This is a genomic window from Nitrosospira multiformis (genome assembly GCF_900103165.1).
GTDB lineage: Bacteria > Pseudomonadota > Gammaproteobacteria > Burkholderiales > Nitrosomonadaceae > Nitrosospira > Nitrosospira multiformis_D.
The window spans coordinates 310,651-325,165 of sequence record NZ_FNKY01000001.1; the positions used below are offsets into that span (position 1 = coordinate 310,651).

Annotated in this window: 13 protein-coding genes and 1 tRNA gene; 3 read left to right on the plus strand and 11 right to left on the minus strand. The window is 50.3% G+C overall.

Annotation, left to right across the window (positions count from 1 at the left end; genetic code table 11):
* Positions 1-109: 109 nt before the first annotated feature.
* Positions 110-186, plus strand: a tRNA-Val gene (locus BLR00_RS01380).
* Positions 187-273: 87 nt separating this feature from the next.
* Here the strand turns inward: BLR00_RS01380 and BLR00_RS16865 are convergent.
* On the minus strand, positions 274-399 hold the full coding sequence (locus BLR00_RS16865) for a hypothetical protein (RefSeq protein ID WP_256324019.1): 126 nt from the start codon (positions 397-399) through the stop codon (positions 274-276).
* A gap of 366 nt (positions 400-765) precedes the next feature.
* Here BLR00_RS16865 and BLR00_RS01385 point away from each other — a divergent pair, with 366 nt between their 5' ends.
* Together BLR00_RS01385 and BLR00_RS01390 are read left to right on the plus strand one after the other, a co-directional pair.
* A complete protein-coding gene (locus BLR00_RS01385; protein ID WP_074630468.1) occupies positions 766-1,983 on the plus strand; it encodes a pentapeptide repeat-containing protein in 1,218 nt (405 codons plus the stop codon).
* Between the two features lie 363 nt (positions 1,984-2,346).
* A complete protein-coding gene (locus BLR00_RS01390) occupies positions 2,347-2,526 on the plus strand; it encodes a hypothetical protein (RefSeq protein WP_218124300.1) in 180 nt (59 codons plus the stop codon).
* Between the two features lie 242 nt (positions 2,527-2,768).
* On the opposite strand, the gene BLR00_RS16565 is transcribed toward BLR00_RS01390, so the two are convergent.
* The 10 genes from BLR00_RS16565 to BLR00_RS01440 all read right to left on the minus strand — a co-directional run bounded on the left by BLR00_RS16565 (position 2,769) and on the right by BLR00_RS01440 (position 14,487).
* A complete protein-coding gene (locus tag BLR00_RS16565; RefSeq protein ID WP_176759923.1) occupies positions 2,769-3,341 on the minus strand; it encodes an FxDxF family PEP-CTERM protein in 573 nt (190 codons plus the stop codon).
* A gap of 915 nt (positions 3,342-4,256) precedes the next feature.
* The gene (locus BLR00_RS01400) at positions 4,257-5,705 is read right to left on the minus strand and encodes a mannose-1-phosphate guanylyltransferase/mannose-6-phosphate isomerase (RefSeq protein WP_074630469.1); all 1,449 of its coding nucleotides are present in this window, start codon (positions 5,703-5,705) and stop codon (positions 4,257-4,259) included.
* A gap of 151 nt (positions 5,706-5,856) precedes the next feature.
* A complete protein-coding gene (gene galE, locus BLR00_RS01405) occupies positions 5,857-6,882 on the minus strand; it encodes a UDP-glucose 4-epimerase GalE (protein ID WP_074630470.1) in 1,026 nt (341 codons plus the stop codon).
* Positions 6,883-6,949: 67 nt separating this feature from the next.
* Complete coding sequence (locus BLR00_RS01410) at positions 6,950-7,687, minus strand: WecB/TagA/CpsF family glycosyltransferase (protein WP_074630471.1); 738 nt, start codon at positions 7,685-7,687, stop codon at positions 6,950-6,952.
* Complete coding sequence (wecB, locus tag BLR00_RS01415) at positions 7,684-8,793, minus strand: non-hydrolyzing UDP-N-acetylglucosamine 2-epimerase (RefSeq protein WP_074630472.1); 1,110 nt, start codon at positions 8,791-8,793, stop codon at positions 7,684-7,686. The genes BLR00_RS01410 and wecB overlap by 4 nt, the downstream gene beginning before the upstream one ends.
* Positions 8,790-9,722: a heparin lyase I family protein gene (locus BLR00_RS01420; RefSeq protein WP_074630473.1), complete on the minus strand. Its 933-nt coding sequence runs from the start codon at positions 9,720-9,722 to the stop codon at positions 8,790-8,792. Before BLR00_RS01420 ends, wecB begins: the two co-directional genes overlap by 4 nt.
* A 385-nt stretch (positions 9,723-10,107) precedes the next feature.
* Positions 10,108-11,481 (minus strand): endo-1,4-beta-xylanase, encoded by a 1,374-nt coding sequence (locus BLR00_RS01425; protein WP_074630474.1) that lies wholly within the window; start codon positions 11,479-11,481, stop codon positions 10,108-10,110.
* Complete coding sequence (locus tag BLR00_RS01430) at positions 11,478-12,359, minus strand: glycosyltransferase family 2 protein (RefSeq protein ID WP_217628054.1); 882 nt, start codon at positions 12,357-12,359, stop codon at positions 11,478-11,480. The genes BLR00_RS01425 and BLR00_RS01430 overlap by 4 nt, the downstream gene beginning before the upstream one ends.
* A 3-nt stretch (positions 12,360-12,362) precedes the next feature.
* Positions 12,363-13,763 (minus strand): O-antigen ligase family protein, encoded by a 1,401-nt coding sequence (locus tag BLR00_RS01435; protein WP_074630476.1) that lies wholly within the window; start codon positions 13,761-13,763, stop codon positions 12,363-12,365.
* A gap of 103 nt (positions 13,764-13,866) precedes the next feature.
* Positions 13,867-14,487, minus strand: a complete 621-nt coding sequence (locus BLR00_RS01440) for an FkbM family methyltransferase (protein ID WP_256324020.1) — start codon at positions 14,485-14,487, stop codon at positions 13,867-13,869.
* Between the last annotated feature and the right edge of the window lie 28 nt (positions 14,488-14,515).

A 14,515-nucleotide genomic window follows, 5' to 3' on the forward strand; every position in this document is an offset into this window, starting at 1 on the left:
CACTATTATGTTTTGTATGAAAAATGTGATTGCGTCAGTGCGCATATTGCCAGAACTTGGCATTATAGTTTGAACCCTTGTCTTGTTTCAGATAAAATCTGTTCCTCCCAGGCGCGTAGCTCAGCTGGTTAGAGCACCACCTTGACATGGTGGGGGTCGTTGGTTCGAGTCCAATCGCGCCTACCAATTTCCCGATATTTGTCAGCCACTTAGACAAATTCAAGTAACCGTCCCTGCTGCATTCTTTGTCACTGTGCCATACCTGTGACGGACCTACCCCTCCGTCCCAGTGTGACGAGTGTTGCTCACCACCAGCGCCAGCGCGGGCCTTTCCACCCAAGCCCTGAGATGTTCGCCGGATAGATGGCGTATCGCCGCACTATCATTACCGAGGACCATCCGCCGAGCTCCTGGAGTATATGTAGAGGAGTTCCATCTTGCACGTGCCAGGCTGTTCAACTTTTCTAGCAATATGAAGGACGGCCAATGACGTGGTTTGCGGGACGTAGTGGCGTTGGCGTCGACTGGCGCACATTCGAACGTCGCGTTATGGTCATGAGCTGTTAAAAGTTGAAATAGCCCGGGAGCATGAGAAAATCAGGCAATATCGCGCTGCGATCCCGGCATTCGCAAAAGAAGAGGACGAGATCTACAACGCGGCTTCAAGAAAGGAAAATGTGATGTAATCCATTGCATTTTGTGTCTGGACGAAGGTAAAGTTTATTTATTTCAAAAAAGATCAGGCCACGATAAAGAGCCAACGCTATGAATAAGGAAGAAAGTTTGGCGTTACTTGCGCAAGGAAAGGAAGCCTGGAATGAGTGGGCTCAAAGAATACTGGCCGAACGCGCTGAATTGGAGGCAACCGGTCTGTGGGAAGCGATTGAGGGTGCGGTCGATATCGAGGCCCAGAATCTGCAAACACATGATTGGTTACAAGACTCTCATGTCAATTTTCGGGGGCATGTTTTTGAGGACGTCACATTTGATGGATTTGTATTTCCAGGGTATACAGACTTTTTTAACGCGAAATTTTCGAAGGGCGTGGACTTTAATAATGCCCTATTTAAAGCCAAGGTCGTGTTTACTCGTGCAACATTTATGGACTTTACAGATTTCAGTAACTCAACGTTCATGAAGGCAGTAGAGTTTAGTCTAGCGGTCTTTGAAGGACCCATCAGTTTCCAACACATTTTTTTTCACGGTTATGCCAGCTTTGTTTCCGTTCAGGGCAAAAGTCTATTTCTCATGACTAGTGTCAAGTTTCAAACTCTGCCTTACTTCTTGCAGGCGCAATTCCACGAGGCGCCGATATTGGAGGATTTGCGTTTTTTTATGGGCTCTAAGATAGTGCATGAAGAGGGTGAAGCTGTGCTCTGGCGCGCCTTAAAGCGTCTCGCGATCCAAGCGCACAACCATGAAGCAGAACAGTTTTATTTCGCTGAAGAAATCAAGTCTTATCGGGGTACAACTGACGCAATATTACCTGATACAGATAATCTTCTCGTGAATAAGCCTTTGTGGCCGGGCGGGGGCCGATACTGGGCAGGACTTTTCTATGAAGTGTTTTCGGATTTTGGTCGCTCCATTATTAGACCGTTGATTTGGTGGATTGTTGTCATGGTTGCCGCCGCCACATATTATAATGCCTCGTCGGCAAATATCGATCGCGTAAGCTCATATAATCAATCGACGGCGAATGCGACAGCGCCCTCCGCTCGTGGCAACATCGCATTCCAAGTTGATGACTGTCACAAAGAAAAAGCAGCTGTGTATCTTGCAATTCATAATGGGTTGGTTTTTTCCGGACTTGGTCAGTCAAAAAAGCTAGATAAAAGCTATGCCTGCTTATATGGTGATGAAAAAAACGGCCCAGTAATGCCAGATGCTGCGGTCTACGTTGGTTTGATACAAACCTTATTATCGGCAATTTTTATATTTTTGTTACTGTTAGCGGTAAGAAATCTTTTCAGGATCAAATAGCTTGTTACTTGACAAGTGTGTTTTGTCGGTTTATTCTCCGCATTGTCAGATTTTGATAAGTCCGTCCAGAACAAGCCAGCCATCCGAGCTGGCTTTTTTATTGCCCTCAGAAAACCCAAGGTACTTCCAGCGTCAAAGGCTGGCACGGCACGCAAGGACGCGAAAAAGCGCTAGTGTCTGAACTCAATGGGGTGGCCGCTCTTGGGGTGGCCGGTGGCCTTATTTGGTGGCCTTTCGTGGCCACTTCATAAAAAGTGGATGAGGGAATGGCAGAGTTTGTTTCGATACGAGAATTTGCTAAGCTGCTACGTACGCAGCGTGGAGAGCTTAGCACATCATTCTCGCATTTTCGAGGAGGCTTATATGTCTGCACCCATCATTCCCTGGCTGGGCGGCAAGTGTCGTCTTGCCGATCGCCTTATCCCACTCTTCCCGCCACGCGAGTGTTACGTCGAGGTATTCTGCGACGGAGCCGCACTCTATTTCCTCCGACCCACGCCGCAAGAAAGCTTGATCCCCGCGGCTGGACGTGGGGTCACATAGGAATGTAACGTCATCCCGGGTATCCCCATGCTACCCACAGCCAAGTTGCTGCAAAAACCGTGCAATTCACTCAGTAGCGACTCACAGAAATAGGGGGATTAAGGTCGCTTCAAAATGGTACTCGTGAATCATAGCCCCAATACCGAAAAATGAGCGATCAAGCGCCGATCCAATAAGAAACGGCCTCCAGCGGAGGCCGTTAAGGATGAATCCTGAGCGGGGCAGAAAGCCCCATGGATCCACTAGGAAGTTTTACGCGTACTCCGGCGCCGAACAACTGCACCCATCAGCCCCAAGCCGGCCAGCAACATGGCATAAGCTTCGGGCTCGGGAACCGGCGTCACACTGATTGAGCCGCTATACAAGCCGCCCAGTGTACCGCTCGTTACCCCGGTGATATTGAGATATGCTGGGCCATTAAGAGGCTGATCCCACGATAAACTCAGATGATCGCTGGTATTTCCGGCTGAAGGCAGTACCGTCGACTTCAAAACTTGGTCATCGGTAGTACCTTGCAATCCATCGGCTCCGTACGAAATTAGCGATAACGTGGCAAGCACCGTCCCGAATGATCCTAGTTCCGGAATATTCAGCGGAAAATTAACCACGCTATAACCCGAGCTCGCATTAGGTTCTGAAAGACTAAAGGTGAAAATATCGCTGAAGCTTTGTGAGCCTCCTAATACGCTGCCCGTAAAGGTTGTCGGAGCAGCAAAAGATACTTTACCAAGATCCGTTGTCGTGGCATTAGCCCCGACGCTGGCGCCCGCCAGTATTGCCACAGCAACAGCTCGCTTCAAAGAAGAATTCATCATATTTTTGACTCCTATTGGTTTGTGTTCTAAATATTTCCTAGTGCCAGACCATCCATATAGCTCATCTATACGGTAATCCTATTGCAACCAAAATGCATAATAATTTTTGGATATTTTTATATTATAAATACCGAGCTCCGGGAAAAATGGATTGATGAAGCTCGATGGTTGGAAGGCTACACTAAACAATGAGGTCTTCCAATAGACCGATCGGGCTACCGAAAGGAAAGCAAGTGATGATGAAATTAATCTCATGAAGAAAATCAAGCATGAATCATGCCATTTATGGAAGAGACTAGCGTCCACTCAGTCACATTTGCGCTGAAACAACATATAACCTGCTTTGACCGGCGAGGGAGAGAAGCCGGAGTCAGCGATGCAACATTCTGAAGCAGTCTGGAATAGAAAAAACCAGGGAACGTCAGAGCCGCATCAGCTCAGGTGATGAGGAAAAAAATAAAATAGTAGTCCTGGGATTTGGCTGCCAACTGGGACCTGGACAGCGTTTATGACTTTGGGAGTCTAAGGCAAGCGCCTTATAATCCTATATCCGGCAGTTGGATGGATTGGAAGTTAGTGTGCGGTTTGGGTACAGGGCAAGGTGCAACGACGCGGTATGGTTATTCCATTCCAGGCGGTCAACTACCCGAATCTGGAATAGTAAGTTCTTGTCACCGTGTCAGTTTTTATAAACTGTGTATTGCGTGCTCGCGCATACCAGCATGCTGGGGAATGGGAAGCCTGAATGGCGGTTTTTGGGAGGAGCGCGATAGGGATGTTTACCGGGGAGCACCAACAGTATCTCAGCGTCCACTGCTATGGTTTTTCTATCTTCATTCAAATGCGACCACACGCACAATGGTTAACTCGGTGCTCTCCACTGATGGCATCCGCTCATCAGATGAAACTTATCTGTCACCCTTCTTTCCGCCCGTAAACATCTTCAAAGCGCACAATATCATCTTCGCCCAGATACGAACCCGATTGCACCTCGATCATCTCAAGAGGCACACAGCCGGGGTTTTCCAAGCGGTGGCGAGTACCCAGCGGAATGAAGGTGGACTCATTTTCCGATACCAGGTAGCTTGTGTCTCCGCGTGTCACCTGTGCCGTGCCGCGCACGACGATCCAATGTTCCGCGCGGTGATGATGCATTTGCAGTGATAGAGCGGCGCCCGGTTTAACGACAATGCGCTTTACCTGGAAACGCTCGCCAGCATCCACACCATCATACCACCCCCATGGACGAAACACCTTGCGGTGCACTTGTCCCTCGGGCCGTCCCTCGCGTTTAAGGTTATCGACAATTTTCTTCACATCCTGCGTCCTGCTCATATGGGCAACAAGGATGGCGTCCGGCGTTTCGACTACAACCATATCGTCCACCCCCACGCATGCCACCAGCCGGTCTCCCGACATGACCAGCATATTATGACAGTCATGTAACATCACGTCGCCTTGAGATACATTGCCCCATTGGTCTTTCGGCAGTACTTCCCACAAGGAATCCCACGCACCCACATCGGACCAGCCGGCCGAGAGCGGGATGACCGCGCCGATAGGCAGCGAACCATCACCGGCAGCAATGCGCTCCATGACCGCATAGTCGATCGAATCACTCGGGCACTGTATAAACGCCTCTCTGCTTACACGCAAAAAATCGCCATCGATTGCACCCTGATCCCAAGCCGCACGGCACGCCGCCAGAATATCCGGCCGGCAGAAACCGATGGCCGAGAGCCATACCGAGGCTCGCAACATGAATAAGCCGCTATTCCAGAAATAAAACCCGGCATCAAGATAAGCCTCTGCCGTGGCAAGGTCGGGCTTCTCCACGAAGCGCGCTATGCGACAGGTTCCATCCTGGTCAATGGGCTCGCCGGACTGGATATAGCCGTAACCCGTTTCGGGAGAATCCGGCTTGATGCCAAAAGTGACCACTGCGCCTTCATCGGCAAGCGTCACACCTTTACGGACCGCCGACTGAAAACGTTTTGTATCCGAGATGACATGATCGGCAGGCATGACCAGCAAAATCGGATCAGCCCCTTCACGCGTTACCGCCAAGGCAGCCAAAGTCAGGGCAGGTGCCGTGTTTCGTCCCGCAGGCTCAAGCAGGATCGAGCCTTTCTTGCCTATCAACCGTAGTTGCTCCGCGATTACGAAGCGGTATTCTTCATTGCAAACCACCAATGGCGCCCCGAGTTCTATGTCCGCCAATCCTTCCATGCGACGCACGGTAGCCTGCAATAAGGAGTCGTCCCCAATCAGGGGCAAAAGCTGCTTGGGGTATTTTTCACGTGAGAGTGGCCACAAGCGTGTGCCCGAACCTCCGGAAAGCACAACCGGAATTAATAATGACATGAAAATTCCCAGTTTGAATAATATATGCTATCGGCTAAATTCATCTTTTCTTCATCAGAAATCTCTTCCATGCAACCAAGTTCTTGAGGGGTTTAATCCCGGTGTGTCGAGTACAAGAACTCCCCCGCCGCCCCTCCTGTTTGCCCTTGATTCAATTTCCATATCCTTCGGGATTAGCCTTCTGCCAGCGCCAGGCGTCCGCGCACATCGCGTCCAATCCAAGCCCCGCCCGCCAACCTAGTAAATTCAACGCAAGCGCTGGATCAGCGTAACAGGAGGCGACATCGCCAGGACGCCGGGGAGCGATCCTGTAGGGTACCGATTGTCCACTTGCTTGTTCAAAAGCACGCACCATATCCAACACACTATATCCCGTGCCCGTGCCGAGATTCACGGTCATACACCCACCCTGCCCTTGCCGCTCCAGAACGTCCAGAGCTTCCAGGGCCCTGATGTGACCTAATGCCAGATCCACGACATGGATATAATCTCGTACCCCGGTACCATCCGGCGTTGGGTAATCATCACCCCATACGTTGAGGAATTCTCTTCGCCCCACCGCCACTTGGGCGACGAAAGGCATCAAATTGTCGGGAATACCCTGCGGGTCTTCTCCGATCAAGCCGCTCGCATGTGCACCCACCGGGTTGAAATAACGCAGGATTCCGCAGCGCCAGGAGGAATCGCTGCGATGCAGGTCGCGCAAAATTTCCTCGACCATCAGCTTGGTGCGTCCATATGGGTTGGTGGCGGAGAGCGGGTGGTTTTCAGTTAGCGGCAGCCATTGCGGATCACCATAAACCGTAGCAGAAGAACTAAATACCAGGGTTCGCAAACCGCACTCGTCCATTGCCTCCAGCAGACGAAGGGTGCCAACAACATTATTATCATAGTATGCCAGCGGCTGCTTAACCGACTCCCCCACTGCCTTGAGACCGGCGAAGTGAATGACCGCGTTCGCGCCGCTCTCATGCAAGGCTGATACCAGTGCGGCACGGTCCCGGCTGTCGCCTTGCACCAGATTCAATTTTTTACCGGTAATACGTTCCACCCGCGCCAATGCCTCGGGATGACTATTGCAGAAATTGTCAAATACCGTGATATCAAAGCCCGCGTTCAATAATTCCACGCAGGTATGCGAACCGATATAACCCGCTCCGCCGGTAACAAATACCATGGAAATCCCGATTAAAAATTACAGCCGTTCAAAACTTGTTTCTATCTGTGGTTGACAGGCGCAAATGTTATCGACGCACGTATTCCTTCAACAACAACCAGAAAAAAAACATATCATCAACAAAATAGCGCTTGAACATGCGGCGAGGTTCCTGCAGAAATCGATAAAACCACTCAAGTCCCGCCCCCTGCATCCAAACCGGTGCGCGCTTGACCTTGCCAACCGCTACATCGAAAGTTCCACCGACACCCATGGCAAAAGGAATTTTCATCTCCGCCTGATAGCGCCCCAGAAAATGTTCCTTCATTGGAGAACTGATGGCAACAAACAATAGATCAGCCTGCGCAGCCTTGATCTGCTCAACTACTTCGGCCTCCTCCTCCGGCTTCCAGTAGCCATTGCGGTAGCCAGCCACGGTCAAGCCAGGGTATTTCCGCATATAAATCTGCTTTACTCCCAAAACTACCTCCTCCCGGGCGCCAAGCAAATATACGCGCCAACCCTTCTCCGCCGAACGCTTCATGAGTGACTCAAACAAGTCCACCCCGGCTACACGTTCTTTGAGCGGCTTGCCAAGCAAGCGCGAGGCCCATACCACCGGCATTCCATCCACGTTGATCAGCGGGCACTCATTGATAATACGGCGCAACTCCACATCGCGGCTGGCTTTAACCAATTTGTCGACGTTGACCACCACATGTTGATGAGGGCGCCCACTTTGGATAAATTTCTCGATGGTATGCAGCGTTTCTTCCATCGAAAGATTATCGATTTGGCAACCCATCATTTCGATACGCCGGCTCATGACAATTCCCTCGCGAGTATCTCAACAATCCGCTCTGCCGCTTTACCATCCCACAAATGCGGGCGGCGACCTTGCTTGCCCTCGCCTCGCAGCACCTTGCGTACTTCCACAACGATGCGTGCGGGATCCGTTCCGGCTAATACGTTGGAACCCTCTTCCACTGTCACGGGACGCTCGGTGTTCTCACGGATGGTGATGCATGGCACACCAAGCGCGGTGGTTTCTTCCTGCAAGCCGCCGCTGTCCGTCAGCACCACGGCGGCATCCTTCCATAAATGGAGAAAGGCCATATAAGCTTGTGGTCCCATTAATGTGATGTTCGGCCCGAGATTGATTCCAAACTTTTCCAGATTGCCTCGCGTGCGCGGATGTACCGGAAAGATTAGTGGCAGCTCATTGGCGATTTGCTTCAACGCCTCTCCGATACGTGCCATGGCCTCAATGCTATCGACATTGCCTGGCCGGTGTAGCGTTACCACTCCATACCGCCCACCATTAACTCGATGCGCTACCTTGACGCCATTTGTTTCAAAACTCAAGGCATCGGAACTGACCAGCTTTTCTGCTTGATACAATAAGTTATCGACCATTACATGCCCTACATAATGAATCGCTGCGTCCGGCTTGCCTTCTTTTTTCAGATGTACAATGCCACTTGGCTCCGTTACAAAAAACCAATCTGAAATACTATCAGTGACCAAGCGGTTAATTTCTTCCGGCATGGTCATGTCGCCGCTGCGTAAACCCGCTTCAACATGACCCACCGGGATATCAAGCTTCTTGGCGGCAATCGAGCAAGCCAGAGTCGAATTCACATCCCCTACCACCAAAACAGCGTCAGGTCGCTCAATCTGGCATAGTTCCTCAAATGCGATCATGATCTTACTTGTCTGCTGTGAGTGACTGCCGCCGCCAGCCGCCATGAAGACATCCGGTTGGGGAATGCCCAATTCCTCGAAAAATACATCGTTCATGTCCCGATCATAGTGCTGGCCGGTATGGATGATCTTGAACGCCAAGCCGCCATGCGCTTGTAGAGCGCGCACGATGGGGGCGATTTTCATAAAGTTCGGACGAGCCCCTGCAACCAGATATATTCTTTTCATATGCCTAGCCTATCCTGCCGGCCAACTCGGCCGTATACACGGAGACCGACACCAAACAATCCGACCATCATCATTAAATAGATACTGGGCTCTGGAACAACGGACATAGACATGGATTGAAACGTTTCCCCTCCATCTCCGATCTTGACCCCGGAGGAGTATGTCGTGACGGATGGCCAAGTAGATTGTGTGGGAAAAACATAGGTACCCGTCTTAAACCATACCCCCAACTCGTCATTGAAGGTATTGATATGATTCGCTTCCTGAAAAAGCAGCACGCCATCCTTCCAGAACTCAAGGAAACCCGTATTGTCCGCAGCCCACTTTACATGTAAATCCAGGGAAGTCCATTTCTCTGTGTCAAGCGTCCATGACGCCAACTCACGGCGCTCAAAATCAATACCCGGTTTCGGAGAAGTGCCCAGCGGAGAAGTAATCCTATCGTAATCAAATGAATTGGAAAGCTTTATCCTGTCATCTTGGACAACGAGGGATAGCGTAGGGTACCGCAGATTGCTCTCCCCCACATCGACAAGGCTTTGGATCTGTGCGATAACGATCTCGTTTTTGACGCTTCGCAATGAATCAGGCAAAAAATAACTCCATGAGTACCAGCGCTCCGAGCCCATTGGATCCTTCGGTGCGCTCACTTCGGAGCGAAATCCGCCACTCGTCGATACGTCCCCGAACCACCGTGTTGCCCGCATCACCACTTTACCGGATCCTGCCGGGTCGACCATACGCTCTAAATGGCCCGGAATGCCAAAAGGTGTTAAAGCGGCATTAATGGCCTTACCGTTCGCTTCGACCGCCGCATAGCGGGAAAAATTACCTTCATTGAATCTGCCGTCGAAGACAACATCTGCGGAAACAGGTCCGCAAAAGAATACTAAGACAAGATTGGCAACAATTACTTTAATTTTTTTCATACCCACATCCTATAAAAAGAGAGCAATACGTCAAAAATCCCTAAGGAACTTTTACTGTTGTTGCAGGGATGACGATTCAAAAACGCGTTAATTTACGATTCGGTAGGCGGTATATCGCTAAGTTTGGATCACTTGTCCGCGGTTCAGGGGCCATAAACTTGAGTGGGCGCCCGCGTGTCCCACCACTACCACTATCTGGGCTCAACCGCTCCCTTTCAGCCCTGGATGCAGCTAACCATTAAATAACAAAGGGCTATTTATGAGTAGCTGTAACATCTTACAGGTGCATTGCGGCACCATGATCTGCTTCTTCATGGAATCAATGCGACGTCGAGTTGGTAAAGCTCAACGCCGCAGTCAACAACCGGAAAACTCCAAGACTACTCTACCAGGCCGCTGGCTCAGCTTTGACCAATATCGGGACTGGGCCAATGGGAATTTTCTGGCCCGGATCAATCGCAGCATCGGCCCGGCCGATCTGCTCAAATGCCACTGCCCGGAAGGGCGAAGGATTCCACTCGCCTCCCACTTTCTCCGACCAAACCAGCACACCACGCCGGGAACCTCGTTCAATCCCACACGACCATACTTCCAGGGAACTGCGTGTACATCCGGTGAGCCGGCTGCCCACCAGCCAATTGAATACTTTATTGTACGCGATGCTCATAGTAGTTGGGCTGTGTCCCGCAGATCCAGCCAGCCCCATTGTCGGATGAGGCGGCTCCCCATCCCAATTGAACCAGTACACTCGCTGAATACCGCTGCCCGCAGAAAGAATCAGCGCACGCGCTACATAACCGGCTCCCTGCTCGTGATCAAGAATATCCTGCCAGCGGCCTTTAGGCGCTTGTGATTGAATACCCAGGTCCGCTCGTGCAAACTGGTAGCCCATTTCTGTATTCCAGATTGGCTTATTCGACAAATCATAGGTATTCAGCAAGGTGCGCAGGCGTGAAGCCACATCAGCTATTACTTCCGGAGGCGCTACGTAAAAGTGGAATCCGATAGCATCGGCCCAGCGTCCGCCCCCTAGTTTGAGAAATGCTTCAAGTCGTTTCAAGCCATTGCCCTCAATTGTGACAGAAGGCGAAACCACCGTAATTGCCGGATCAACCTCTTTGAGCGTTGTGTAGGCGACTTTAGCCAGTTCAACCATCTTTGCCGCAGAACCCGAGTAGGACTGCGCGGCTCTTCCGTCCCGGAATGTTGCTTCCACTTCTGAGAAAGCGGGTTCGTTCCAGATTTCGTACACGGAAATACGTCCCTTATACCGGCTTGCTACGGTACGAACGTAATCGGCCCAGTCGTTCAAATCACTCGGCTCGGCGGCACAACCAAGACCCTGCCCGCATGGCTCTTTTGGCCGTGATGAAGCCCATTGAGGCGTACGCCCGAGAGTCAGCATCACGTCAACATCATGTTTTTCCGCAAGTTCGACATACCGATCGAGCCGAGAAAAATCCCATTTACCTTTAGCTGGTTCAAGCTCGTACCAATTCGTATAGGTCCACCATAATCTCCAGGAGCCAAAGGGTATGAAGGGCCACCCTGAGCGCTGCCCCTTCGGATATGGCACATCAAGATGATGGATATGCATTCCAAAAAATTTTCGATCAATTTCCTTTGCGGGAACTGTATTTTCTGCCGCGACCGCACCCCCTGATGACAGAACGCCAGCTAAACCCATCAGGAGAATCATATACGCCGCTTTGACTTTGAATCCGGCTAGCCAGAATTTTCCATTTACATGGTGTGTCATATCGTTCTCCTTCGAAATAATGTCCGGGATAACCAGGCAATGCTCCACGTCGCGAAAACCCGGACGTAGGGAAAGAACCAGTAAAATACCCACGCAGGACCGCAATGCCGACGTGTAAAAACCGCCCATGCGTGGGGCGGCCGCCCTTTCGGGCCTAAAATAATCTTCAGTCGTTTTCTGAGAGGTAAATTCCTATCCATAAACGTTCCTTCAATTCTATTTCTATCGCAGACCCCGACGAATCCAGGTGCAACCCAGAGTGCAATACCCGCCTTCCGGGCACGAAGACCATAGTCAAAATCGCCAAGTCCATGAACGAATATGGTGTCCAGATTTCCCACCACGGAAGCAACTGCCACTGGAATCCATACGCAATTGCCGTTTACCGTCTCGCATGCAACAGCTTCGGTCTCTGAATACACCAGTTGCGGGGTCGTGCGTTTCCACCAGGAAGAAAACACGACCCCACCATAGGTTACCTTTTCCCTCTTGCGATCTTGAACAGTTCCCACGACGATAGCATATTCACCACTTATTGCACTCCTTGTATTGAGCGTGTGTTCAAGCCTGAGCAATGTGTCCTTTACCAGATGCGTATCGTCGTTAAGCCACAGAAATCGATCATGACCACCTTGGAGGGCCTTTTCAAACGATATATACATGCCTCCGTTCCAGTATGCGTTTCCGTCAGTTCGCGTAATAAAAACTTCTGGATAAAACTCTTGAACAATTTCATACGTGCCATCGCTGCTGCCATCGTCCGTAAGATAAACGGTCAGCTCCCAGTCAGATGGTTTATCCAGCGAATAAAGCGCTTCCAAACAAGCTAGCGTGCTTTCACGGCGATTATGGCAAGTGAGTATTGCGGCGACTTTCATAATTTAGCGATGCCTGGAATCTGATAAGGAATCGTTCGCGGCAAAAAGCAGAAATCCAAAAATCATGAAATGCATAAAAAACGTTGCATCAATAACCGCGAGAGTCCTAATAGGGGTTTCGGTTCCACATCTGAGCAACAAGAAGGAAACCAGCGCAAGAGATATCCCTCGCGTATACGACGCTGTCCGTATCGCATATACAACCAGGGTACCCAAATAGATGAGGAGGCCGGCAAGACCCACTAAACCGGAATCACCCAGCGTTTGAATTACCTGATTATGCGCTTGACCCACATAGAGCATCAGAAACTTCGCTCTAAACTCCTGTCCCCACAAAGTGGGCCCATAACCAAACCACGGGTTCCTTTCCCAAAGCTGGAGCGTTATCTCCCAAATCTCGGTCCTTCCGGTAAAGGTAGACAACGATGCCAGTGCGGAATAACGGAAACTCGATCTGATCAATAACTCATCCGAGAAGAGCACTCCGGCAAACGCAATAACGGAGAATACGCCTGCTACCGACAATATTAATGCAGCCCGGAATCGCATTTCTGATGAGCCTTTCTCGGACAGGAAACGTGACGAAATCAGATAGTAAGCGGCCAGAACGCCTACTGCTACTATCGCGGCAATCCAGGCTGTTTTGGACTGCGCAAGCAGCAGCGTCAGTAAAGCTGCTCCTAAGAAAAAGATACGGACGCCGGCTCGAGATGGTTGATACCATTCAAGCAACAAATAAATGACAGCGAGCGGTCCCAGCTGATTTGGATGCGCCGTCAACCCGGCAAGCCGCCCCGATAATCCTGGAATCAGGATCCCTTGTGCAGTATAAGAAAATGCCCAGTCCGGTTTTACACATAGCAGCAAGCTCCCCACCAATACAACTCCAATCACCAGTTTTAAATGGTAAACGAATCCCTTGAGCGGTATATCGTTAAGCATGAATAACGCCAACAGCATTATGGGACCGTAAAACAACTGGGGAACAAATGCCGGCACTGTGCCAAAGAGTGAACTCAGTACAAAACTCGCGATGATAAAGATAAAGTATGCACTGATCAAACCAGTGCCGGTTTTGAGCACTCGGTCTTTTCCAGTTGAAAAATGCGCGATCACACCAACGGCCGTCACCAATGAGAGCGCCGTCACTATCCGCTTGAACCAAATCGCCCCGATAGCAATGAATCCACCTCCACCCGTTTCGCCAATCACAGGATCATATTCCCCCCCGCCAATTCGAATAACCGCAAACAGGAGGGTGCCGCCAAGACCGATCATCCAAACCAGTAAATAGGCTAAGCGGGTGCGTCCGAGGTATCCGACCCCTCGTTGCAGGGAAAAGAAACTCAAAATCGAGCCTGCCGCGAGCACGAAACTTGAGAAGATCAGGATTGTTTCAACCATACCGGTATTTAATGGAACCTTTGGCTGGATGTATCTGGATGGAGCAAACTGGTAGTTCGTATGCCACTAAATATTTCGCTGCGATCTTCTGCCAGGGGGGATTTCAGCTACGATGATAAACGCCGTCAACCTGTAGCAGATGACCGGAATCCCTATCTGAAAACCCATGCTCTATAGATACGAGCTTGTAACCCTTTTCTGTAAGAAGACTATTCAAATCATTAAAAAGTATCTGCCCCTGGTATAGCGGAACCAATGACATTTCCAATTGAATCATGCATATGCGGTCGAGAGACTTATCTGCCCCTTTTATTACCTTATGCTCAAATCCTTGCGTGTCGATCTTGAGATAGATATTGTTTTTCAATGAACAATAGCTATCAATCACGGAATCCAGGGTCTTGATGCAAATGGTTTCGCGCCCGATATATCCTGAACTGGGGGCTGATTTCAGATGCGAAGGCAACATATTGAAAAGTGAACTGCTGTATGAATTCCCGGCAATATTAATATCCGCCGTTCCATCTTCATCCCCTAGAGCAAAATTGTTCACCTCCCATCTTGAATCGCGTACCGCATTTTTCTTCAGCGTTTCAAATGCTGAACTCTGTGGCTCGAAGGATATGATCTTCCCGGAAAATTCCAAGTCTCTTCTCAGCTCTCTGGCAAACTGACCGATATTGGCACCCACATCCAGGACGGTATCTATTGCATAGGTCTCCAATAATTTTTTTCTCCGTGCCAACGAATGG